The sequence below is a fragment of the Thermomonas hydrothermalis genome (genome assembly GCF_900129205.1).
GTDB lineage: Bacteria > Pseudomonadota > Gammaproteobacteria > Xanthomonadales > Xanthomonadaceae > Thermomonas > Thermomonas hydrothermalis.
In genome coordinates this window covers 23,837-46,134 of sequence record NZ_FQUK01000020.1, presented here as the reverse complement: position 1 = coordinate 46,134, position 22,298 = coordinate 23,837, and the positions used below count along the sequence as shown (strand labels likewise).

Sequence of the window (22,298 nt, the reverse complement as noted above, 5' to 3'; positions counted from 1 at the left end):
TATGCGATCAGCCTGCGGACGCGCGCCTGGATCGAAACGCACTTCGGATGGCTCAAGGCGGCTGCTGGAATGCGTCAGGTCAAGCAGCGCGGCCTTACGAAGGTCGAGGCGCTGTTTCAGCTGGCGATGGCGGCGAGCAACCTCGTCCGCCTGCCGAAGCTGATCGCCGCGGGGGCCGCGTGATGGCGGCCCCGGCGGGGAAGGTGCGCCCGGAAGCCCGAAATCGGGCTTATTCAGAGCGCGGGACGCGCTTGCGAAGCGCCTGAGCAGCGAGAAATCCGCGCTGCCGACCGAGTCGGGGGCTTCGCCGGGTCGAATTTCAACAGGCTGCTAGCGCCCTGCTGTGGTTGGCGCTGCTGTTTGCGGTTGCGCTTCATGGTGAGCGTCATCCGGGCGTCCTGGCGCGCCATTGGCAGCACGTTTATGCGCTGTCATTGGCGGTGCACTGCACGTCCTGGACGTTCTATGGCACGGTGACCCAGGCCGCCCGCTATGGTTGGCCGCTGCCGCCGACTTTTGTCGGCGCCATCCTGTTCTACCTGCTGATGGTGCGCTTCATGGTGCGGCTGGTTCGGCTGGCGCATGAAACCAACGCCACATCCCTGGCCGATCTGATCGCCACTCGACTTGGCAAGGACCCCTGGTTAGCCGCAACAGTCACGCTGGTCGCGGCGCTCGGGTTGATCCCATATATCGCCTTGCAGTTGCAAGCCATCACCATGAGCCTGGCAACCCTCACCGGAGGTGCCATTGGCAGTGTGGGGCGGATGGAACCCCCATGGCGGGATGGCGCGCTCGTGGTGGCGCTGGCGATGGCCGCCTTTGCCATCCTGTTCGGGACGCGTCGGGTCAGTGCCGCCGGACACAATCGAGGTCTGGTGCTGGCGCTGGCCTTTGAGTCGGTGTTCAAGCTGGTGGCCATGCTGGCGCTGGGGGCTTATGTCTGGTTGAAGCTGGATGTTGCAGAGGTGCCGATTCCGGCCCAGGCATCTGGCGGCGGCTTCATGCCGCTGGCGTTGCTGGGTGCGTTGGCCATGTTCGTCATGCCCCACCAATTTCACGTCGGTGTAGTGGAATGCCGAAGCGAGCGTGATATTGGCACTGCCCGTTGGCAGTTTCCGCTGTATCTGCTGCTGATTGCACTGCCAACCTTGCCGCTTGCGAAAGCGGGGCTTGCAGTGCTGGGCGATACCGTCCCGACTGACATGTATGCATTGGCCTTGCCGCTGTCGCAGGGCCACAGGGCACTGGCGCTGCTGGTCTTTCTCGGTGGGCTGAGCGCAGCTACGGGGATGGTCATTGTCAGTACCCTGACGCTGAGCCTGATGATCGGCAACCACTGGTTCGCCCCTGGATTGCTGCGCAGTACGTGGGGACAAGGACAGGCCAGTGACCGCAGTGGCGAGCTGCTACGCCTGCGGCGTGTCGGAATCGTGCTGCTGATGCTGCTGGGGTGGGCCTATAGCCGCCTGTTGAGCAGCAATCAGGCGTTAGCGGATGTCGGGGCGGTGTCGTTTTCGGCATTGGCAACATTGGCACCGGCGTTGGCGTTTGCAGTCTGGCGCCCGGCCACGCCGGCGTCGGCTGCCACGGCGGGTGTGCTGGCCGGCTTTGCCGGCTGGGTCTGGGTGATGCTGGTGCCCTTGCTGGCCACGGTGTCTGGTCATGCCCCGGACTGGCTGGTGGATGGACCTGGAGGCCTGACCTGGCTGGCGCCTGATGCCATGTTCGGGCTGACCGGCTGGAGCCGACTGGCGCGTGCGGTCGGGGTCAGTCTCTTCCTCGGTACCGTCGTTACCCTGGCCTGGGCCAGCCTGCGCCGGCCTGTCACGCAGCGGGCACAAGGTGATATCGACCGGCAGACTCTGCGTGCGGCCGCGCTGCGGTTCCTGCCGGTGACTCGTGTCGATTCCCTGCTGCAGGAAGCCCCATCCGAAGGCCCGGTTCCGGCCCAGGTGGTGGCGCGGATGGAGCGTGAGCTGGCAGCGGTACTCGGAACGGCGTCGGCCCGGTTGCTGCTGGATGCTGCGCGGCGTGCGTCCACCGGGGCCGATCTGGAGACAGTGGCCGCAATCGTCGGTGAGGCGTCGCAGGATCTGCGTTTCAACCAGCGTGTGCTGGAGGCCGCATTGGAAAACATGAGCCAGGGCATCAGCGTGGTCGATGCCCAGTTGCGCCTGGTGGCCTGGAACCGACGGTATGAGGAACTGTTTGACTACCCGCCGGGAATGCTACGGGTGGGGTTGCCCATTGAGCAGGCGGCACGCTGGGCGCTGCGCAAGGTGGCCGGTGTCGCGCCTGAGCATGAACTCGAGGCGCTGCAGCGCCGGCTTGCGCATATGCGGGCCGGTACGCCGCATTTGTCAGAACGGGTCTTTCCGGATGGAAGCATCGTCGAGATCCGCGGCAACCCCATGCCTGGTGGCGGGTTTGTGGCGACGTTCACCGATGTCACAGCGTTTCGACAGGCAGAGGCCAGTCTGTTACGCATCAATGAAACCTTAGAGCAGCGCGTGGCTGAGCGAACGGCGCTGCTGGAGAGCGCCAAGCGCGAAGCCGAACTGGCCAACGAGGCCAAAAGCCGATTCTTGGCGGCGATCGGTCATGATCTGATGCAGCCGTTGCACGCGGCGCATTTGTTTGCAGACGCCTTGCAGCAGCGCGGTGATGCCAAGCAGCGCGAACTGGCCGGGCAGATTGGTGCCGCACTGGATGCCACCATCGATCTTCTTGGCACCTTGCTCGATATGTCGCGTCTGGAAGCTGGCGGGCTGGTGCCTGAACCACGTGAGCTTCCACTGGCAGACGTGTTGGAACCGTTGGTGGCGCAGTTTCGAGTCCTGGCGGAAGAGAAAGGCCTGCAGCTGCACACAGTCGCGACACGGCAGTGGGTGTTCACCGATCCGCAGTTGCTACGGCGGGTGCTCCAGAACTTTCTTGCCAATGCGGTGCGCTATACCCCGCATGGGCGAATCCTGCTTGGTGTGCGCAGATGCGGTGACCGGCTGCGCATCGAGGTGCATGACACGGGCCCGGGCATCGATCCAGATCAGCAGGATCTTCTCTTCGAAGAGTTCCGGCGAGGTGAAGGTGCTCCTGGGCAGGGATTGGGGCTTGGGCTTGCGATTGCGCGCAGGATCGCCGGTCTGCTGGATAGCCCGCTCCACTTGCATTCACAGCCGGGGCGCGGGAGCTGTTTCTCAATTTCGGTGCCGCGGGTCGCAGTGGCCAACATTCCGTCGTTGCCACAGCGGCCTTTAGCCGGGCTGCAGGTGCTTGTGGTTGACAATGAGCCTGCTGCCCGCGAGGCGCTCTGTCAGCTGCTTGAGGGGTGGGGGTGTCTGCCGCAGGCGGTGGCCACGGGCCAGGATGCAGAACGATTGCTGTCGGGTAGGACGTTTGATGTCTGGCTGTTCGACTACCACCTCGATGATGGCGATGATGGGGTTGCCTTGTACACACGTCTGGCGGCGCACTATCCCGCTGCACCGTGCGTCGTGCTCAGTGCCGATCAGACCGATGTGGTCCGGCAGGCTGTCCATGAAGCCGGTCTTGCGCTGTTGGCCAAGCCGCTTCGACCCCTGGCGCTGAAATCCGTGCTCGATCGCTTGCGGGTGTCGCGCTCGCAGCGCTGATGGACGCGTCGTCTGGATCGGTGCAGACTTGCGCACGCTCATTCGAGGAGTGTCGTCATGACTGCTGTCAAAGCCCGCGGCGCTTATGCCGCTGATCAACCCGTCGTTCCGCTCACCATTCAGCGCCGTACACCTGGCCCCTGCGATGTCCAGATCGAGATCGCCTACTGCGGGATCTGCCACTCGGATCTGCACACGATTCGCTCAGAGTGGCCCGGCACTCTGTATCCCTGCGTGCCAGGTCACGAGATCGTCGGCTATGTGAGTGCGGTCGGTCAGAACGTCACCCGATTCAAGCCGGGCGACATCGTCGGTGTCGGCTGCATGGTCGGCAGTTGTCGGCAATGCGATGCATGCACGCATGGGCTTGAGCAGTATTGCGAGCACGGCATGATCGGAACCTACAACGGCCCGACGGCGGATCCGCCGGGGCATACTTTGGGTGGCTATTCCCAGCGCATTGTGGTGGATCAGGAGTTTGTCCTCCAGATTCGCCATCCGAAGGACATGCTGCCCGCGGTGGCACCGCTGCTGTGCGCTGGCATTACCACCTATTCACCGCTGCGGCATTGGCAGGTGGGGCCCGGCAAGAAAGTCGGAGTCGTGGGGATCGGCGGGCTTGGCCATATGGCCGTGAAGTTGGCGCATGCGATGGGCGCGCATGTGGTGGCCTTCACTACACAGGAATCCAAACGAGCCCAGGCGCATGCGCTGGGGGCGGATGACGTGGTGATTTCGAGTGATCCGGCGCAACGTGCCGCCCATCGCGGCAGCTTTGACTTCATTCTCGACACCGTGGCTGCACCGCATGTGCTCGATGACTACATCGGGCTGCTCAAGCGCGATGGCACGCTGTGTCTGGTCGGGGCGCCTGCCAGCCCGCACCCGAGTCCTTCGGTGTCGGGCCTGATCTTTGGCCGCAAGGCGATTGCCGGTTCCCTGATCGGCGGTATTGCCGAGACGCAGGAAATGCTCGATTTCTGCGCACAGCACGGGATCGTGGCGGATATCGAGCTGGTGCATGCCGATCAGATCGAGATGGCCTACGAGCGGATGCTGCGCGGTGATGTCAAGTACCGTTTCGTGATCGATGCGGCCACTTTTTGAGTCAGCCGTGAACTGGCGGGGGTGTTGTCATGAGCACCCTCGTCAGCCACCTGCGTTTCTCCACAGCATCTGTGGATGAGTTTCGGATAACGATGTGGACAACGCGCTGCGCGCCTTGCGTGGCGCGGCTGTCAAGCGGTTTGGTGATTTTTTCGCCAGGCCTCTGGGGCGGTTGTTGGCGATGGGCGACGCGTTCTCCACAGCATCTGTGGATGAGTTTCGGATAACGATGTGGACAACGTGCTGCGCGCCTTGCGTGATGCGGGTGTCAAGAGGTGTGGCGAAAAAATCGCCAGCCAGTTTTGGGGTGAGATAGCCTGATTCCGACGCGTTTCTCCACAGCATCTGTGGATGAGTTTCGGATAACGATGTGGACAACGTGCTGCGCGCCTTGCATGATGCGGCTGTCAAGAGGTGTGGCGAAAAAATCGCCAATGCTTCATGGCTCGGTGCGTCGGCTCGGATCCGGCAGCATCAATGCCCGCAGCACACCACTGGCTTGCGTGCGATTGCGTACGCCCAGCCGCTCGAAAATCGCGGTCAGGTGCGCCTTGACGGTGCGTTCCTGCACACCCAGGCGATCGGCGATCTGCTTGTTGAGTAGGCCCTCGGCTACCAGTGTGAGGACCCGGAACTGCTGCGGCGACAGGCTGGCTAACCGCGCTGCCAGTTCGGTGTCGGCCGGTGTGCTCTGGGCACGCGCGACACTGGCGCGCAGTGCCGGCGGCAGCCAGGTCTCGCAGGCCAGGACGGCCAGAATCGCCGCCCGTAGTTCATCCAGCCCGGCGCTCTTGGGCAGATAGCCGGCGGCACCGTGGTCGAGTGCGCGACGGACCACCCGTGGATCGTCATTGGCCGACACCACCACCACGGCCACGCCCGGGAACTGTGCACGGATCGCGGCAAGCCCGGCCAGGCCATGGTTGTCCGGCATGTGTAGATCAAGCAGGACGAGATCGATTTGAGGATGCTGCTCAAGCAGGCTGAGTGCCTGCTCCAGCGTGCCTGCTTCCAGCACATCCACCCCAGACAGTGCGTCGCGTGCGGTCTGACGCAGCGCGGCGCGGAACAGCGGGTGGTCGTCGGCAATCAGCAGGCAGGGCATGGCGTCATTGTGCAGTCCAGCCGCCGTCCACGGGCAGGGCGGCACCGGTGATGTTGTGCGCTTCACGGCGGCACAGGAATACGGCTAGCGCAGCGATTTCTTCCGGCAGGGTCATCCGCAGGCTGGGTTGCTTCTCTGCCAGCAGGGCGCGGATGCCATCGTCACGGCTGCCGCCGCCACGACGTGCTTCGATTTGCGGTTCGATCAGTGGTGTTTCCACCCATCCCGGGCAGATGCAGTTGACGGTGATGCCACCGCGGGCACGATCGCTTTCTGCCGCATATTCCAAGGCGGCGACCTTGCTCAGACCCACCAACCCGAACTTGCTGGCCACGTAAGGGGCTTTGTCGCGTGACGCCACCAGTCCATGCACGGATGCAATGTTGATGACCCGGCCATAGCCGCGTGCAGCCATGGCTGGCAGTGCCAGACGCATGGTGTGAAAGGCTGCCGACAGGTTGATGGCGAGGATGTCGTTCCATTTCTCCACCGGCATGTGCGCCAGCGGCACGGCGTGCTGGATGCCGGCATTGTTGACCAGGATATCGACGCCACCGTCCGACCAGTCGGCCAGCGCCGTCATCATTGCTGCGATGTCGGTCGGGTCGCGCAGATCGGCAGAGAAATGTTGGGTGCCGCCATTGCCGGCAGTATCGACCGCCTTGATTGCGGCGGAAATCTGTTCGTGACTGCCCAGCCCATTGATTGCGACCCGCGCACCGGCAGCCGCCAATGCCTGTGCAATCGCCAGGCCAATCCCGGACGTGCTGCCAGTGACCAGGGCAGTTCGGCCATGCAGGAAACGATCACTCATAAGGGTTCTCCGCGTTGGCGTGAATCCCAATACGCTAGCAGTCCGGCCTGCAGACTGGGGGGCGATCAGACCAAAGTACGATGCCTGCGGTTGCCACACACGCTATGGTCGGTGCATGCAAACTGTCAGACTCTGCGCCCTGATCGCGCTGATCCTGCTGCTGAGCGCCTGCGCCAGCATGTCCACCGCATCTCGGGAGGTGCCTGCCGTGTTCACTGCCGTGCGTGTGACCGAGCATCGGGGTCAGGACGATCTATTGACTGGCGGCCTGGGGCTGGCCGGCCTGCAGTCAATGCTGCCGCCTGCATTTGCTGATCCGGCCAACCCGACACCCGCAGAGCTGCGCCGGCGTGCGTTGTGGAGCAACTGGCGTGGCATCGCTGATCTCGCACCCGGCGGCGGATATGGCGCGGTGTACGGTTCGCTGGCGCCGGTGCCGGGCCGCGAGTTCAGTGCCTATGCCCGCCTGCCGGGGCGGCAGCAGCCGCATCGTGTGCTGGTGCAGGTGCCCGATACATTCGACACCCGCAAACGCTGCGTGGTGGTCACGGCGTCTTCCGGCTCACGTGGCATTTATGGCGCCATCGCGGTGGCCGGTGCCTGGGGGCTGCCGAAAGGCTGTGCAGTGGCCTATACCGACAAGGGGGCCGGCACCGATTATTTCGATCTGGACGCTGGTATCGGATTTGCTGCTGATGGTCGGCAGGCCACAGCCGATTCGGCGGCATTGGCCTTTGTCCCGACCCCGGCAAGCGGGCAGGGGGTGGCCTTCAAGCATGCGCACTCGCTGGATAACCCCGAGGCGGACTGGGGCCAGCATGTGCGTCAGGCTGCGGAGTTCGCACTGAAGATGCTGGAAGAGGCGTTCCCTGGCCAGGCCCCTTTCACGTTCGACAATACCCGCATCATCGCCGTCGGCATTTCCAATGGCGGTGGTGCGGTGTTGCGTGCGGCCGAAGACACGACCCCGTGGCTGGATGCGGTGGTTGCCGGCGAACCCAGCGTGCTGGCCGCGGCTGCCGGTGCCCGTCCGTTGTATGACTACGCCACCGAGGCTGCGCTTTGGATGCCCTGTGCCCTGCCAGCACTGGGGCTGCCACCGGCACCCGGAAGCGACCTGCGCTGCGCCGCCATGGCCGCGCGCGGCTTGCTTTCCGGCATGACCCCTGTGCAGTGGCAGCAGGACGCATTGGCGCGACTGCATGCAGCCGGCTGGACGGATGCCGCCTTGCGGGCGGGCGCGATCAGTGTCGGCTTTGATTTGTGGCGAACGGTGGCGGTGGCCTATGCCTCGGCCTATGGGCGTTACCCGCACGATGCCCATCCCTGCGGGTATCGCTACGCCGCGCTGAATCCCGATTTCAGTCCGCGTGCGGCCAGTGCGGTGGAACGGGCCGCCTGGTGGGCCGATGCCAGCGGCATCCCACCGGGGGGCGGGGTGGGGATCGTCGATCCGCAGCCGCTGGCTGATCTCGGCCTGACCGGTCTGCAATGCCTGCGTGCGCTGTGGGACGGGCAAAGCGCTGATGCCAGGCGGGTCCGGGATGGTATCGAGGCAACCCGGGCACGGCCGCCACGCCCAGGTCTGCCGGTGGTGGTGGTTCACGGCACCGATGACGGGCTGGTACCACCCGCCTTTTCCAGCGCCCCGTATGTGGCGATGGCGCGCCAGTCTGGACGCACGGTGAGGTATTGGCAGGTGCACCATGCGCAGCATTTCGATGCCTTCCTCGGGCTGCCGCAGCTGTCCTCTGCCTATGTGCCGCTGCTGCCATATGTGTATGCCGCGCTGGATCGGGTCGATGCCTGGTTGGACCACCGCGCCGCACTGCCCGATGATGCGGAGATCACCCCGACCTTGCGCGCACCAGGCGCGGTATTGAGCGCGGACAACCTCGCCATCCCACGCTGAACCCGGGTGTCTGATCGGGCTGTCATGGTCATGCCGCACCGGCATTGCTAGCATGCCGGGGCAATGGAGGCGACATGAGTACCCAAGACACCGACCCGATGGCGCTGGCGCGCCAGTACTGGACCCTCTGGCGCGATGCATTGCAGGCCGCGTTGCCCGGCCAGGATGCCAATGCCGCGACGGCAGGGCTTGAGCAGGCCCTCAATACCTGGCGGGCGCAACTCGATGCCCTGATGGCTGCACAACCGGCACTGGCTGCGTTGCGTCTGCCGTTGGCCGACTGGCTGGTCAAGATGCAGCAGGTGGCGCTCAGGGTCGGCAGTGGCGCGCATTCCACCCAGGACGTGGTGCAGGCCTGGCGCGAGATCGTGGGGGACAACCCGTTTGCCGCGATGATGCAGGGCATGCCGGGGTCTGGTTTGGACATGGCCGGACAGTGGAGCGCGCTGGCAGCACCGTGGACGCAGGCAATGCGTGAGCAGGCCGGGCTAACCCTGGGGCTGCCAGCGTTCGGTTTTACTCGTGAGCATCAGGCCCGCTGGCAGGCGTTGGGCCGTGCACAGTTGCGTGTCCAGGCGGCGCAGGAGGCATGGCTTGCGTTGCTGGGCCGGATTTCCCAGCAGGCCTTCCGTCGGTTCGAGGCAAAACTCAGTGAACATGAGGCGCCGGGTCAGCAGCTGACCAGCGTGCGGGCGCTGTTTGATGTCTGGGTGGATGCCGCCGAAGACGCCTGGAACGATGCCGCGTTGTCACTGGAGTTCCGGCAGGTATTGGGCGAGCTGATCAATGCCCAGATGCAGCTACGCAGTGCGGCGCAGGCGATTGGCGAGGCGCTGGCCACGCTTTTGGGCGTGCCCGGACGGACCGAGCTGGACAGTGCCTACCGCAAGATCGCCGATCTCGAACGCCGCTTGCGTCAGGGTGCCGGCACCGCTGCTTCCGCGCCTGCCGCCCCGGCCGAGGGCGCGCAGCCGGCCCGGTCCAAATCGCGGACAACGGCTGCCCGCGCCAACAAGACCCCTTCCAGCAAACGGGCTGCACCCGCCAAGGCCAAACGGCCGAGTGAGTCTGCCGCCCGCACCCGATCCTCCAAGGCCACGCCCAAAACCAGGAAGCGCTGACCTATGCCCAGCCCGCTTGCCATCACTCCCGAAACGCTGACGGAGGAGGCCCTCCGGCTGCAACGCAAACTGCTTGCGTCGATCAGCACCCTGCGCGAGCTTCAGGACGTGCAGGTGGGTGCCACCCCGCGCGAAGAGGTCTGGCGCGATGGCAAGGTCGTGCTGTATCGCTTCCGCGGCAAACAGCCGCCGACCGCACGTGTGCCGCTGCTGATCTGCTACGCGCTGGTCAACCGCCCCTACATGGTCGATTTGCAGGATGACCGCTCGCTGGTCAAAGGCCTGCTGGCACGCGGCGAAGACGTCTATGTGATCGACTGGGGGTACCCGGATCGCTCCGACCGCTATCTGACGCTGGACGACTATGTCGAGCGCTTCCTCGGCGGGGCGATCGACCATCTCTGTGCTCACCATCAGGTTCCCGCGATCAACCTGCTGGGCATCTGCCAGGGCGGGGTGTTCTCGCTGTGTCATGCGGCGCTGCGTCCCGAGCGGGTGCGTAATCTGATCACCATGGTCACGCCGGTGGATTTCCACACCCCGGACAACATGCTGTCGAACTGGAACCGCGCGGTTGACGTGGATCTTCTGGTTGACACCCTGGGGAACGTGCCGGCCGACCTGATGAACTTCACCTACCTGATGCTCAAGCCCTGGCGGCTGTTCGTGCAGAAGTACGTGGGGATGCTGGAGCAGCTGGACGATCGCAAGGCGATGGGGGATTTCCTGCGCATGGAGCAGTGGATCTTCGACTCGCCCGACCAAGCTGGTGAGGCATTCCGCCAGTTCAGCAAGCAGTTTTTCCAGGAAAACCGACTGGTCAAAGGCGGCGCGAAGATCGGTAGGCGAGAGGTGCATCTGGGCATGTTGGAGATGCCCATCCTCAACATCTATGCCGAGCAGGATCACTTGGTGCCGCCCGATGCTTCACGCGCACTGCGCAGGCTGTGCGGAAGCAGTGATTACACCGAGCTTTCGTTCAAGGGCGGTCACATCGGCATTTACGTGTCCTCGCGTGCCCAGCGCGAGGTGCCCGACACCATCCATGCCTGGCTGGCGAAACGCTGACGCCTGGCCGCGCCCGCTGGTGTGGCTGGCGCAGGGGCTGGGCATGGTGTGGGCGCTGCCGGTGAGCGTGCTGGGACTTGCGGTGGGGGCGCTGGCACTGACGGCGGGTGCCCAGGTGTACGTCAGCCGCCGGGCGCATGCGCTGGTGTTTTCCCGGGTGCCTTGGGGGCCGGGCGGGGCCCTGACCCTGGGAAATGTGATTCTGGATACCGGCGAGTGTCTTACCCGCCTATGCCATACCTATGCCCATGCCGCTGGGCATACACAGGATCCGCCCATCGTGCTGGCCGACCACGAACGCGCCCATGTCTACCAGACCATGCTACTGGGGCCGCTGATGCCGGTGCTGTATTGGCTGTCCGGCGGCGTGTCGGTGCACAACCCGTTCGAGCAAGCAGCTGACCGCTACGCCCTGAGTGGGCGTGGCTGGTGGCCATGGGCGTGACCTGCCACGGCACGCCGTGGACAGGTTGTGCGATCAATCGACGGCGTGCAGGTCGCGCAGCCGGGGCGGCACGCTCTGGAAATACGCGGCCAGGTCGGCGATCTGCTGGTCGCTCAAGGCCTTGGCCTGGGCTGCCATCACGTCGGCGGTGCCACCGGCGCGAGTGCCGTTGCGATAGGCCTGCAGGGCGTGTTCGATGTAGTCGGCATACTGGCCGCCGATCATCGGATACATGCCGTCGATTGGAGCATTGCCCTCGGCACCATGGCAGGAGGTGCAGGCCGCGATGCCGTTGCCGCCCTTGGTGGCCAGCTCCATGCCGGCCTGGGCGTTGCCCTTGGGCAGGCCGGCGGACGAGGAGGTGGTGGCCGGGGCGTGTTCGCCCTCGGCGGCCGTGGACGGCGTGGTTTCGGACGGGCCACCGCAGGCACTGACGGCCAGCGTGCAGGCCAGGGCCAGCAGAATCGGGGAACGCTTGGTCATGGTCGGCTCACTTCAGGCTGGACAGGTAGGCGGCGATGTCGGCGATATCCTGCTCGGAGAAGCTCTGCGCCTGCGCCTGCATGGTCGGATGCTTGCGGTTGCCGTTGCGGTATTCGTTCAGGGCATTGCGCAGGTAGGTTTCCGACTGCCCCCCGATCATCGGCACGTGATAACTGGGATAGGCATTCTTGTAACCGGTGATGCCGTGGCAGCCACGGCAGGTGTAGGTCAACCCCTTGCCACGCACCGGGTCCCCCTTGAGCGCGGCGGGGCTGCTGTCCGGCGTCGGGCTGGCAGCAGCAGGGGCAGGATCCTGGGCGATGGCGGTGGCAGCCACCATCAGCAGGGCGAGGCTTGCGGCAATCGACAGCGGTCGCATCATCGGGCGGTTCCCGTAGTCAGGTGTGTTGGGCGAACGGGCCCTCAGCGGGCGTTCATGTGGCGAGTATAACGACGAATGTTGCCTGTCACATGCGTCAGGGGGGCGCTTGCATCCAGCCGGCGGGAACGCCGGTATGCCACATCTGGTGCATACGCATCACTCGCTTGCGCTTCCTGCCTGTTTGGCTATCCGCCACTAACGGCAATCGTCCGTGTTGTTCGGAGAGTGCGGGTGCGGCAGGCTGGAATGCCGGCCTGTCAACCATGACCTTCGGCGGATGCGGGGTTGATGGAGTGGTGCAATACTTGACTACAACACCATCATCTGGTTTACGCATTCATCATGCATCGCCTTGTTCGCTCGATCCCGCATTCAGTTCGTCCCTTGCCGGTTATTCCGGCCTTGCTGGTGCTGGCGCTGCTGCCGGGCCTGTCGGCCTGCCGCGCCAGCGGCGGCCCGGACGCCCAGCCCGATGCGGCCAAGGCGCAGGCGCCGGAGGCGGTGCCTGTGGAGGTGGTCAACGCCCAGCGGCGGTCGATTTCGGCCAGTTACCACGGTAGTGCGCCGCTGGAGGCCCGCGCTGAGGCGCAGGTGGTGGCCAAGACGTCCGGTATCGCCTTGCAGGTGCTGGCCGATGTCGGTCAGCACGTGGCAGCGGGGCAGACCCTGGTCGTGATCGACCGTGATCGTGCCAAGTTGCAGGTCGCTCAGGCCGAGGCCCAGGTGCGCAAGCTGGAGGCGAACTACAACCGTGCCCTTCAGCTGGCTGAGCAGAAGATGGTCAGCGCCAGCGATTTGGATCAGTTGCGGTTCGATCTCGATAACGCCCGCGCAACTTTGCGTCTGGCCAAGCTCGAGCTGTCGTATGGCGAGGTGAAATCACCGATTTCCGGGGTCGTGGCCAGTCGTGAGATCAAGCCTGGCAACTTCGTGCAGATCAATACGCCGATCTTCACCGTGGTCGATACGTCGCGCCTGGAGGCCACGTTGAACGTGCCTGAGCGCGAAATCGCCACACTCAAGCCGGGCCAGAAAGTGGAGCTGACGGTCGATCCGCTGCCAGGCAAGACGTTCATTGGTCGTATTGACCGGGTGTCGCCGGTGGTCGATGCCGGCAGCGGGACGTTTCGGGTGGTGTGTGCATTCGAGTCCGAGGGCGGCCTGCAGCCGGGCATGTTCGGACGGATGCGCATCGATTACGACCAGCGTGCCGATGCCTTGGTGATTCCGCGGGCAGCCCTGCTGGAAGACAGCGGCCAGCCTGCGGTGTACGTGGTGCGCGACGGCAAGGCGCACCGGGTCACGCTGGAGCTTGGCTATGAGGATGGGCCCTGGGTCGAGGTGCGCAAGGGGCTCAAGGATGGCGACCAAGTGGTAGTCGCCGGCAAGGCGGCGCTGCGTGAAGGCAGTGCGGTGCGGGTGCTTCGATCCACGGCGGTGACAGCGCAGGCAGCCCAATGAGCACACCCTCATCGCACGTGTCGCCGCCCCGGCCCGACCGGGCCGGCAGTCTGGCCGAGTTTTCGACCCGCCGTCGCGTCACCATTGCCATGTTGACGCTGACGCTGGTGCTGTTCGGGTTGATCTCGCTGGGTAGCTTGAAAGTGAGCCTCTTGCCCGAGCTCAGTTATCCCACCCTGACGGTGCGCATCGACTACCCCGGTGCCGCGCCCGCCGAGGTGGAGACGTTGATCTCGCAACCCGCGGAAGAAGCGCTGGGCGTGGTCAAGGGTTTGCGCAAGCTCAAGTCGATTTCCCGCACCGGTCAGGCCGACGTGGTGCTGGAGTTTGCCTGGGGCACCAACATGGACCAGGCCAGCCTGGACGTGCGCGACAAGATGGAGTCGCTGCAGCTGCCGCTGGATGCCAAGCCGCCGGTTTTGCTGCGCTTCAATCCCTCCACCCAGCCGATCATGCGGCTGGCACTGACGCCGCGCCAGTCAGGCGAGGGGGCGGATGCTTTGCGCCAGTTGATGGAACTGCGTCGCTACGCCGACGAGGATCTCAAACGCCGTCTGGAACCCGTGGCGGGTGTTGCGGCCGTCAAGGTGGGCGGTGGTCTCGAGGATGAAATTCAGGTGGACGTGGACCAGCGCAAGCTGGCGCAGCTGGGGCTGTCCATTGACGCCGTGATTCAGCGTCTGCAGCAGGAGAACGTGAACCTCTCCGCCGGTCGACTGGAGGAGGGGACACAGCGGTTTCTGGTGCGCACGGTCAACCAGTTCGCCAGTGTCGATGAAATCCGCAACTTGCTGCTGACCACGCGCCCGGCCACGACTGGCAATGCCGCCACCCAGGCAGCGATGCGGGTGGCCGCCGCCAGTGGCAATGCCAGCGTGATGGCGGCGCTGGCCCAGGGCGGTGGGAACGGCAACGCCGGTGCCGGCCCGCAAGCGCTGCGGCTGGGCGATGTGGCGGAGGTGCGCCAGGGGTACAAGGAGCGCGACACCATCATCCGTCTGAACGGCCGCGAGGCGGTGGAGTTGGCCATCTACAAGGAAGGCGACGCCAACACCGTGGCCACGGCCGATGCCGTGCAGGACAGGCTTGCCAAGATTCGCACGCAGCTGCCGCGGGATGTCGAACTGACCGTCATCGAAGACCAGTCGGTCTTCATTCGCAATGCCATCCGCGACGTGAAAGTGGATGGTGTGATCGGCGGTGTGCTGGCGATCCTGGTGATCTTCCTGTTCCTGCGCGATGGCTGGAGCACCTTTGTGATCAGCCTGTCGCTCCCGGTGTCGATCATCGCCACCTTCTTCGTCATGGGCCAGCTTGGGTTGAGCCTCAACGTGATGTCGCTGGGCGGCCTGGCCCTGGCCACCGGGCTGGTGGTGGACGACTCGATCGTGGTGCTGGAATCGATTGCCAAGGCGCGTGAGCGTGGGCTGGGCATCGTCGAGGCCGCGATCGAAGGGACCCGCGAAGTCAGCATGGCCGTGGTCGCCTCGACCCTGACCACCATCGCCGTGTTCCTGCCGCTGGTGTTCGTGCAGGGCATCGCCGGGCAGCTGTTCCGGGATCAGGCCTTGACCGTGGCGATTGCCATCGCGGTGTCGCTGCTGGTGGCCATGACCTTGATTCCGATGCTGAGCTCGCTCAAGGGCCGGCCACCGCTGGGCTTTCCCGAAGAACCCCCGGTGGTTTCAGCGCCACCCGTGCGCGGCTGGCAGGCCCCGCTGGTTCATGTCGGACGGCGACTGGGGGCGTTGCTGCGCGTTATGGTGTATGCCGTGGTGTGGCTCATCGTGCGTGCCTGGCGGGTCTTGGCGGCCCTGATCGGGCCGCTGATGCACCGGGCCAGCGAGCTGGCGATGCGGCCCTACGCGCGTGCCGAGCAGGCCTACCTGCGGCTATTGCCCAAGGCACTGGCAAGACCGGCGCCGGTGCTGCTGACCGCCGCCCTGGCCTTTGCCGCCACGCTGGCCGTCCTGCCGCTGCTGGGGACCGACCTGATCCCGCAGCTGGCGCAGGACCGCTTCGAGATGACCGCCAAACTGCCGCCTGGCACGCCATTGGCGCAGACCGATGCGCTGATTCAGACGGTGCAGACCACACATGCCCGCGATCCGGGCGTGCGGGTGCTGTACGGCGTATCCGGAACCGGCACCCGGCTGGATGCCAACCCGACCGAGAGCGGCGAAAACATCGGCCGTCTGTCGGTGGTGATGACCGACACCCGCCGCGAGGCACCGCTGATCGAGGCGCTGCGCCGCACCATGGCCGGTTATCCGGATGTGCAGGTCAACTTCAGCCGCCCCGAACTGTTCTCGCTGGCGCCGCCGCTGGAAATCGAAGTCGCCGGCCAAGATCTCGACGCCATCCGTGCGGCCGGCAACCGCCTGGCGGAGATGCTGCGCGCTAATCCGCACTATGCCGACGTCAAGTCGTCGGTGGAGCAGGGGTTTCCGGAAATCCAGATCGTGTTCGACCAGGAGCGTGCTGCGGCGCTGGGTCTGACCACCCGCCAGATCGCTGATGCGGTGACTCGCAAGATCGCCGGTGAAGTGGCCACTCGGTACAGCTTCCGCGACCGCAAGATCGACGTGCTGGTGCGGGTGCGCGAGGCCGATCGCGCCTCGGTGGAGGACATTCGCCGGCTGATCGTCAATCCCGGCAAGGGCGCACCAGTGGAGCTGGCGTCGGTGGCACAGGTGATCGCCACCTCCGGCCCCAGCGAGATCCATCGCGCCGATCATCGGCGGGTGGCGATCGTCTCGGCCAATCTGCGTGATATCGACCTGGGAACCGCGATCAAGGAGGTGCAAAGCATGGTGGCGGCCAATCCGCTTGGCACCGACATCAGCATTGCCATCGGCGGTCAGGGGCAGGAGTTGGGCGAGTCGATCCGCTCGTTGCTGTTTGCGTTCGCGCTTGCGGTGTTCCTGGTGTACCTGGTGATGGCCTCGCAGTTCGAATCGCTGCTGCACCCGTTCGTGATCCTGTTCACCATCCCGCTGGCGCTGGTCGGCGCGGTGGCGGCGCTTTTGCTGACCCGCTCGCCGGTATCGGTGGTGGTGTTCATCGGCTTGATTCTGCTGGTCGGGCTGGTGGTGAAGAACGCCATCATCCTGATCGACAAGGTCAACCAGCTGCGCGAGGCCGGCGTGCCGAAACGGCAGGCGCTGGTGGACGGCGCGCGTTCGCGTCTGCGGCCGATCATGATGACCACGCTGACGGCGGTGTTCGGTTTCCTGCCGCTGGCGCTGGCCATTGGTGATGGCGCTGAAGTGCGCAGTCCGATGGCGGTGACGGTCATTGGTGGCCTGCTGGTGTCCACCCTGCTGACGCTGGTGGTCATCCCGGTGATGTACGACCTGCTGGATCGCAAACCCGACGAGGCGTATGCCGAACGTGGCCGGCGCGTGCGTCGCGATGCGCAGGCGGTAGCCGAGGCGCTGGCGCACGAACAGGATCCGTTGGCCACGCCGGGTGGGCACGGAGCCGGGGGCTAAGCGCCGATGAACATCACCGAGCTGTCCATCCGCCGGCCGGTCACCACCATCATGCTGTTCGTATCGATGGTGGTGATCGGGTTGATCGCCGCATTCCGCCTGCCACTGGAGTCGCAGCCGGAGGTCTCGGCGCCGTTCATCTTCATCCAGCTGCCGTATCCAGGGTCGACCCCGGAAGAGGTCGAACGCACCCTGGTGCGCCCGGTCGAAGAAGCCTTGGCGACCATGACCGGCATCAAGTCGATGCGTTCCAATGCCGGCGCCGAAGGCGGTGGTGTGTTCGTGCAGTTCACCGACTGGGGGCGCAATGTGGCGGTGGCCGCCTCGGAAGCACGGGAACGCATCGATGCCATCCGCGACCAGCTGCCCACCGACTTCAAGCGGTATTTCGTTCGGCGCTGGAGCACGGGGGACCAGGAAGCGATCAGCCTGCGCCTGACCAGCCGCGACGATCTGACCGCACGCGGCGAGCTGATCGAGCAGAGCATCAAGCGCCGTCTGGAACGGCTGCCGGGTGTGGCGCGGGTGGAAGTGGAGGGCGTGCCGGTTCAGGAAGTGGTGGTGGCCATCGACCCCGACCGCCTGACCGCCAACGGCATCGTGCTCAACGAGCTGGTTGCGCGTCTGCAGGCGGCCAATTTTTCCGTCTCCGCCGGGCAAATCACCGACGCCGGCCGGCGTTTGCGCATCCAGCCCAAGGGTGAGCTGACCAGCTTGCAGCAGCTACGCGACCTGCCGGTCAACGCACGTGGTCTGCGGCTGGGCGACATTGCCGAGGTGGCACTGCAGCCGCAGCGCATGAACTACGTGCGCCAGATCGATGGTCGTCCCAGTGTCGGTGTCGATATCTACAAAGAACGGGCCGCCAATCTGGTTGATCTGTCGCGGGCAGTGCGGGCGGAGCTGGCCGAGTTGCAGCGCGACCCGGCGCTGGCCGGGATCAAGATCGACATCGTCGATGACCAGGGCGATGCGGTGGTCAGCTCACTGGCGGCGCTGGCCGAAGCGGGTGCAATCGGTCTGTTGCTGTCGCTGATCGTGCTGTATGCATTTTTGCGGCACTGGCCGTCCACCCTGATGGTCACGACCGCGATCCCGATCTGCTTCATCATGACCTTGGGGTTCATGTACTTCGCCGGCATCACCCTCAACGTGCTGTCGATGATGGGCCTGCTGCTGGCCGTGGGGATGCTGGTGGACAACGCGGTCGTGGTGGTGGAGAGCATCTATCAGGAGCGCGAGAAATATCCGGATAACCCGCGTCTGGCCTCGATCATCGGCACCCGCCACGTGGCAATCGCGCTGTCGGCCGGCACGTTGTGCCACTGCATCGTGTTCCTGCCGATGATGTTTGGCGAGAAAAACGTGCTGACCATCTACCTGACCCAGCTGGCGGTCACCATTTCCGTGTCGCTGCTGGCATCGTGGCTGGTGGCCATCAGCCTGATCCCGATGCTGTCGGCACGGCTGAAGACCCCACCGGCGGTCAAATCGCCCTTCATCACCCGCCTGCAGGCGCGGTACGCCCGTTTTCTGCGCTGGACCCTGCTGCATCGTGGCTGGGCGGTGGCGGGCATTCTGGCCATCAGTGCGGTCAGTCTGATTCCGATCCACTACTCCAAGGGCGATACCGGCGATGATCAGGAGCCGGGCAAGATCGCCCTGTTCTACCAGTGGAAAGGCTCGTATTCCAAAGAAGAAATGGGCCGCACCGTGGCCGCGGTGGAGCGCTATCTCAACGACAACCGGCAGCGGTTTGGCATCCGCCAGCTGTACTCGCGGTATGCCGAGCAGGGCTGGGCCATGACCGAGCTCACCCTCGACAGCAAAGATCCGGCGCGGGCCATGCAGGTTGAGGAAATCCTGCGCAAAGAGCTGCCGCCATCGGCGCGTGCCAACATTGGCATTGGCCGCCAGGGCGGGATGGGTGGCAACGAGAAGGGTATCGAGTTCAGCCTGGTCGGCGATTCCACGCAAACCCTGCGTGATATCGCCGATACCCTGGTTCCGGTGCTTGCGCGTAGCAAGACCCTGCGCGACGTGCGGGTGGACCTGGGCGATGCCAGCAGTGAGCTGAAAGTGCGGGTGGATCGTGAGCGTGCCGCCGCCTACGGGTTTTCCGCTCAGCAGGTGGCGCAGTTCGTCGGGTTGGCCTTGCGTGGCGCGCCGCTGCGCGAGTTTCAGCGCGGCGAGGTGCAGCTTCCGGTGACCGTGCGCTTCAAGGGCGCCGAGCACTTCGGTGCGCAGGATCTGCAATCGTTCATCGTGCGCACGCCGGACGGGCGCAGCGTGCCACTGCTGGCGATGGTGCAGGTGCAGACCACACCGTCTGCCAACACGATCCAGCGCGTCAATCGCCAAACCATGCTCAAGGTGCAGGCCAACCTGGCACCCGGTGCCACGCTTGAGCAGGCCCGCAAAGACATCGAAGCCACCGTGAAGTCGCTCGACCTGCCACCCGGCTATGGCATCACCTTCGAGGGCGGCGGCTTTGGCATGAACATCGACATGAACAAGCAGATGCTGCGCAACGTGGCGATTGCGCTGGTATTGATGTTCATCGTCATGGCCTCGGTGTTTGAGTCGCTGCTGTTTCCGCTGGCGATCATGAGCTGCGTGCTGTTTTCGGTCTTCGGCGTGTTCTGGCTGCTGTGGCTGACCGATACCCCGTTCAACATCATGGCCTTCATCGGCATCCTGGTGCTGATGGGCGTGGTGGTGAACAACGGCATCGTCATGATCGAACACATCAACAACCTGCGCCGGCGCGGCCTGTCGCGTGTCGATGCGTTGGTCGAAGGCAGCCGCGAGCGTTTGCGGCCGATCCTGATGACGATGGGCACGGCGATCCTGGCGATGATCCCGATCGCCCTGTCCAATACCCAGGTGGCCGGCGACGGCCCGCCGTACTACCCGATGGCGCGCGCCATCGCCGGTGGGCTGGCGTTTTCGACCGTCGTGACGCTGCTGTTCCTGCCGACCATCTACGCCCTGCTGGACGATCTGCGCGCCGGCATGGGGCGGCTGATCGCCAAAGCCCGCCAGTCGGGGCGTAGAGATCAGGTCGTTGTCGGGTGAGTGCGCCTAGAGAAGGCCTGACGACGGCTTTTCCCTAGGCGCGGCGTCTGGCGTGAGCACAGGGTCTAACCCAGCAGCTTGCCAAGGATGCGGGCGCCCGCCAGCCATTCGCCGGCCACGGTGCCCAGATTGGTCAGCATGAACACCAGCAGCACCCGCGTCACCCGGTTGCGATACCAGCCCTTCAGTGTTTGCGCGTCATCGCGCAGGGCCAGGAAATCCGGATAGGCGGGCCTGCGCAGATGGGTTTCCACCAGCGCGCTGAACATGCCCGAGGGTAGTCCGGGCCGGAATGGCTTGAACGGGGCGGCAATGGCACCCGCCAGCAGGCTGAACGGGTGCGCGCCGGCCAGCAGGGCGCCGAGCGCGGTCAAGCCGACGGTCCAGCCGACCCATTGCAGTAGCAGAGCGCGTCCAAGCGCCAAGCCGCCGTGGAGATAGCCCCAGACGATGCCGGCCGCAATCAGGGTGGTCAGGGTGAGGGTGATCCAGGGGATACGCCGCTTTGGGGTCACCTCAGACAGTTCCGCCAGCAGCGCCTCGGGGGCACGTGTGTCGTTAGCGAGATAGTGGGCCATGCCTTTGAGGTGGCCGGCACCGACCACCGCCAGCACGCGCCGCGCGCCGTCGTTGCGCTGGCGCAGCTTGGCGGCCATGTACTGATCGCGTTCGTCGATCAGGGTGACATAGAGCGAGGGGGTTTGACGGGCGAACTCGCCAAAACTGGATTCGAGCAGGTCACCTTCTTTCAGGCGCTCGATATCGTCCTCGGACACGTCAGCGCGTTCGAACAGGCCGGTAATGACGCTACTGACCAGTTTGAGCCGGTCCCAGAAGCGCAACCGTTGCAGGATGCGGCGGAAGGTGATGCCGACATCGCGGTCGATCAGTTGCAGCGGCAGCCCGCGTGCGGCTGCTTCGGTGGCAGCCGCCTTGAGTTCCGCACCCGGCTCGATGCCCAGCTGCTCGGCCAGCCGGCGCTGGTAGGCGGCCAGGGCGAGGTTGGCGGCAAACGGCGCGACTTTCTTTTCCCGGATGACCTTGACCAGATCCAGCTCGGCCATGGCATTGGGCTGGGTCAGCGCCTTGTGCCGCTGTGTGTCCAGCTCCACTGCCACTGCATCGAACTGGCCGCTGTCGATGGCCTGACACACCGCATCGACACTGGCACGCGAGACGTGCGCGGTGCCCAGCAGGGTGTAGTGAACGCCGTCGCGTTCGACTTCGATCACAGGCTGGCCGGCAAACCCCGCCGCCGGCATGGGCGTGGCGGTGTCAGTCACGGTAACGCTTCACCAGATCGCCATAGGCATCGATGCGGCGGTCGCGCAGGAACGGCCAGATCCGGCGGACCTGTTCGCTGCGCTGCATGTCCACCTCGGCCAGCAGCAGGGTGGGTGTGGTGCCAGCTTCGGCCAGGAGTTCACCCTGCGGGCCCAGCACGATGGAGTTGCCCCAGAAGTCGATGCCAGCGGTGCCCAGCGGCGAGGGTTCGTGCCCGACCCGGTTGCAAGCCAGCACGGGCAGGCCGTTGGCGACCGCGTGACCGCGATGCGACAACACCCAGGCGTCGCGCTGGCGGGTCTTCTCGTCCTGGGCATCGTCCGGATCCCAACCGATGGCGGTGGGATACAGCAGCAGCTCGGCACCGGCCAGCGCCATCAGGCGTGCGGCTTCCGGATACCACTGATCCCAGCACACCAGCACGCCCAGCCGGCCCACCGAGGTGTCGATCGGGGTAAAGCCCAGATCGCCCGGGGTGAAATAGAACTTCTCGTAGAAGCCGGGATCGTCCGGGATATGCATCTTGCGGTATTTGCCAGCGAGCGTACCGTCACTGTCAAACACCACCGCGGTGTTGTGGTACAGCCCGGCGGCGCGTTTTTCAAACAGCGAGCTGACCAGCACTACGCCGTGGCGCTTGGCCAGCGCCGATAGGCGCGTGGTGCTGGGGCCGGGGATGGGCTCGGCACGGTCGAACTCGGCCACCGACTCGTGCTGGCAGAAGTACGCGCCGTTGTGCAGTTCCTGCAGCAGCACCAGCCGGGCACCGGCGGCCGCGGCCTCGGCGACGCGGGTTTCGATCACTGCGAGGTTGGCGTCGGCATCGCCGTGATTGCGTTCCTGCACCAGCGCGACGGGGAGTGTTTTGAGCGTCATGGCAGCATGTCGATGAAAGGAATACCCGCGGAC

At 65.1% G+C, this 22,298-nt stretch carries 17 protein-coding genes; 10 read left to right on the top strand and 7 right to left on the bottom strand.

The genetic code is table 11. The features are described 5' to 3' along the window. The 3 genes from BUA29_RS07085 to BUA29_RS07075 all read left to right on the top strand — a co-directional run. The coding region (locus BUA29_RS07085) for a transposase (protein WP_178137902.1) at positions 1 to 183 on the top strand (183 nt) is incomplete at its 5' end. A gap of 164 nt (positions 184 to 347) precedes the next feature. Further along, the gene (locus tag BUA29_RS07080; RefSeq protein WP_245770524.1) at positions 348 to 3,635 is read left to right on the top strand and encodes a hybrid sensor histidine kinase/response regulator; all 3,288 of its coding nucleotides are present in this window, start codon (positions 348 to 350) and stop codon (positions 3,633 to 3,635) included. 57 nt (positions 3,636 to 3,692) lie between these two features. Next, entirely contained in the window at positions 3,693 to 4,742 is a 1,050-nt protein-coding gene (locus BUA29_RS07075; RefSeq protein ID WP_072755909.1) for an NAD(P)-dependent alcohol dehydrogenase, read from the top strand. Positions 4,743 to 4,784: 42 nt separating this feature from the next. Here BUA29_RS07075 and BUA29_RS11990 read toward each other — a convergent pair whose 3' ends face one another. The 3 genes from BUA29_RS11990 to BUA29_RS07065 form a co-directional block, all read right to left on the bottom strand. Beyond that, the gene (locus BUA29_RS11990) at positions 4,785 to 5,120 is read right to left on the bottom strand and encodes a hypothetical protein (protein ID WP_143148843.1); all 336 of its coding nucleotides are present in this window, start codon (positions 5,118 to 5,120) and stop codon (positions 4,785 to 4,787) included. Positions 5,121 to 5,181: 61 nt separating this feature from the next. Then, positions 5,182 to 5,847 carry a response regulator transcription factor gene (locus BUA29_RS07070; protein WP_072755908.1) on the bottom strand — a complete coding sequence of 222 codons (666 nt, stop codon included), beginning with the start codon at positions 5,845 to 5,847 and terminating at the stop codon, positions 5,182 to 5,184. 4 nt (positions 5,848 to 5,851) lie between these two features. Further along, positions 5,852 to 6,661 (bottom strand): 3-hydroxybutyrate dehydrogenase, encoded by an 810-nt coding sequence (locus tag BUA29_RS07065; protein WP_072755907.1) that lies wholly within the window; start codon positions 6,659 to 6,661, stop codon positions 5,852 to 5,854. Positions 6,662 to 6,776: 115 nt separating this feature from the next. On the opposite strand from BUA29_RS07065, the gene BUA29_RS07060 reads away from it, so the two are divergent. The 4 genes from BUA29_RS07060 to BUA29_RS07045 all read left to right on the top strand — a co-directional run bounded on the left by BUA29_RS07060 (position 6,777) and on the right by BUA29_RS07045 (position 11,207). After that, complete coding sequence (locus BUA29_RS07060) at positions 6,777 to 8,573, top strand: 3-hydroxybutyrate oligomer hydrolase family protein (RefSeq protein WP_072755906.1); 1,797 nt, start codon at positions 6,777 to 6,779, stop codon at positions 8,571 to 8,573. Positions 8,574 to 8,647: 74 nt separating this feature from the next. Then, positions 8,648 to 9,694, top strand: a complete 1,047-nt coding sequence (locus BUA29_RS07055) for a poly(R)-hydroxyalkanoic acid synthase subunit PhaE (protein WP_072755905.1) — start codon at positions 8,648 to 8,650, stop codon at positions 9,692 to 9,694. 3 nt (positions 9,695 to 9,697) lie between these two features. Continuing rightward, complete coding sequence (gene phaC, locus BUA29_RS07050) at positions 9,698 to 10,762, top strand: class III poly(R)-hydroxyalkanoic acid synthase subunit PhaC (protein WP_072755904.1); 1,065 nt, start codon at positions 9,698 to 9,700, stop codon at positions 10,760 to 10,762. Continuing rightward, complete coding sequence (locus BUA29_RS07045; protein WP_072755903.1) at positions 10,740 to 11,207, top strand: hypothetical protein; 468 nt, start codon at positions 10,740 to 10,742, stop codon at positions 11,205 to 11,207. Before phaC ends, BUA29_RS07045 begins: the two co-directional genes overlap by 23 nt. A 33-nt stretch (positions 11,208 to 11,240) precedes the next feature. On the opposite strand, the gene BUA29_RS07040 is transcribed toward BUA29_RS07045, so the two are convergent. Both BUA29_RS07040 and BUA29_RS07035 read right to left on the bottom strand, forming a co-directional pair. After that, positions 11,241 to 11,690: a c-type cytochrome gene (locus BUA29_RS07040; protein ID WP_072755902.1), complete on the bottom strand. Its 450-nt coding sequence runs from the start codon at positions 11,688 to 11,690 to the stop codon at positions 11,241 to 11,243. Positions 11,691 to 11,697: 7 nt separating this feature from the next. Next, positions 11,698 to 12,069 carry a c-type cytochrome gene (locus tag BUA29_RS07035; protein ID WP_072755916.1) on the bottom strand — a complete coding sequence of 124 codons (372 nt, stop codon included), beginning with the start codon at positions 12,067 to 12,069 and terminating at the stop codon, positions 11,698 to 11,700. 345 nt (positions 12,070 to 12,414) lie between these two features. Here BUA29_RS07035 and BUA29_RS07030 point away from each other — a divergent pair, with 345 nt between their 5' ends. From BUA29_RS07030 to BUA29_RS07020, 3 genes are read left to right on the top strand one after another with little or no spacing between them, the layout of a single operon-like run. Next, on the top strand, positions 12,415 to 13,533 hold the full coding sequence (locus BUA29_RS07030) for an efflux RND transporter periplasmic adaptor subunit (protein WP_072755901.1): 1,119 nt from the start codon (positions 12,415 to 12,417) through the stop codon (positions 13,531 to 13,533). Next, positions 13,530 to 17,027 carry an efflux RND transporter permease subunit gene (locus BUA29_RS07025; protein ID WP_072755900.1) on the top strand — a complete coding sequence of 1,166 codons (3,498 nt, stop codon included), beginning with the start codon at positions 13,530 to 13,532 and terminating at the stop codon, positions 17,025 to 17,027. The genes BUA29_RS07030 and BUA29_RS07025 overlap by 4 nt, the downstream gene beginning before the upstream one ends. A 6-nt stretch (positions 17,028 to 17,033) precedes the next feature. Then, complete coding sequence (locus BUA29_RS07020; RefSeq protein WP_072755899.1) at positions 17,034 to 20,105, top strand: efflux RND transporter permease subunit; 3,072 nt, start codon at positions 17,034 to 17,036, stop codon at positions 20,103 to 20,105. 65 nt (positions 20,106 to 20,170) lie between these two features. On the opposite strand, the gene BUA29_RS07015 is transcribed toward BUA29_RS07020, so the two are convergent. Both BUA29_RS07015 and BUA29_RS07010 read right to left on the bottom strand, forming a co-directional pair. Further along, positions 20,171 to 21,388 carry a TraB/GumN family protein gene (locus tag BUA29_RS07015; RefSeq protein WP_072755898.1) on the bottom strand — a complete coding sequence of 406 codons (1,218 nt, stop codon included), beginning with the start codon at positions 21,386 to 21,388 and terminating at the stop codon, positions 20,171 to 20,173. After that, a complete protein-coding gene (locus BUA29_RS07010) occupies positions 21,381 to 22,265 on the bottom strand; it encodes a carbon-nitrogen hydrolase (protein ID WP_072755897.1) in 885 nt (294 codons plus the stop codon). Before BUA29_RS07010 ends, BUA29_RS07015 begins: the two co-directional genes overlap by 8 nt. Positions 22,266 to 22,298: the final 33 nt, after the last annotated feature.

Coding starts and splice junctions, on each gene's coding strand:
- BUA29_RS07075 (WP_072755909.1), top strand. CDS start 3,693: ATGACTGCTGTCAAAGCCCGCGGCGCTTATGCCGCTGATCAACCCGTC.
- BUA29_RS07070 (WP_072755908.1), bottom strand. CDS start 5,847: ATGCCCTGCCTGCTGATTGCCGACGACCACCCGCTGTTCCGCGCCGCG.
- BUA29_RS07065 (WP_072755907.1), bottom strand. CDS start 6,661: ATGAGTGATCGTTTCCTGCATGGCCGAACTGCCCTGGTCACTGGCAGC.
- BUA29_RS07060 (WP_072755906.1), top strand. CDS start 6,777: ATGCAAACTGTCAGACTCTGCGCCCTGATCGCGCTGATCCTGCTGCTG.
- BUA29_RS07055 (WP_072755905.1), top strand. CDS start 8,648: ATGAGTACCCAAGACACCGACCCGATGGCGCTGGCGCGCCAGTACTGG.
- phaC (WP_072755904.1), top strand. CDS start 9,698: ATGCCCAGCCCGCTTGCCATCACTCCCGAAACGCTGACGGAGGAGGCC.
- BUA29_RS07045 (WP_072755903.1), top strand. CDS start 10,740: ATGCCTGGCTGGCGAAACGCTGACGCCTGGCCGCGCCCGCTGGTGTGG.
- BUA29_RS07040 (WP_072755902.1), bottom strand. CDS start 11,690: ATGACCAAGCGTTCCCCGATTCTGCTGGCCCTGGCCTGCACGCTGGCC.
- BUA29_RS07035 (WP_072755916.1), bottom strand. CDS start 12,069: ATGCGACCGCTGTCGATTGCCGCAAGCCTCGCCCTGCTGATGGTGGCT.
- BUA29_RS07030 (WP_072755901.1), top strand. CDS start 12,415: ATGCATCGCCTTGTTCGCTCGATCCCGCATTCAGTTCGTCCCTTGCCG.
- BUA29_RS07025 (WP_072755900.1), top strand. CDS start 13,530: ATGAGCACACCCTCATCGCACGTGTCGCCGCCCCGGCCCGACCGGGCC.
- BUA29_RS07020 (WP_072755899.1), top strand. CDS start 17,034: ATGAACATCACCGAGCTGTCCATCCGCCGGCCGGTCACCACCATCATG.
- BUA29_RS07010 (WP_072755897.1), bottom strand. CDS start 22,265: ATGACGCTCAAAACACTCCCCGTCGCGCTGGTGCAGGAACGCAATCAC.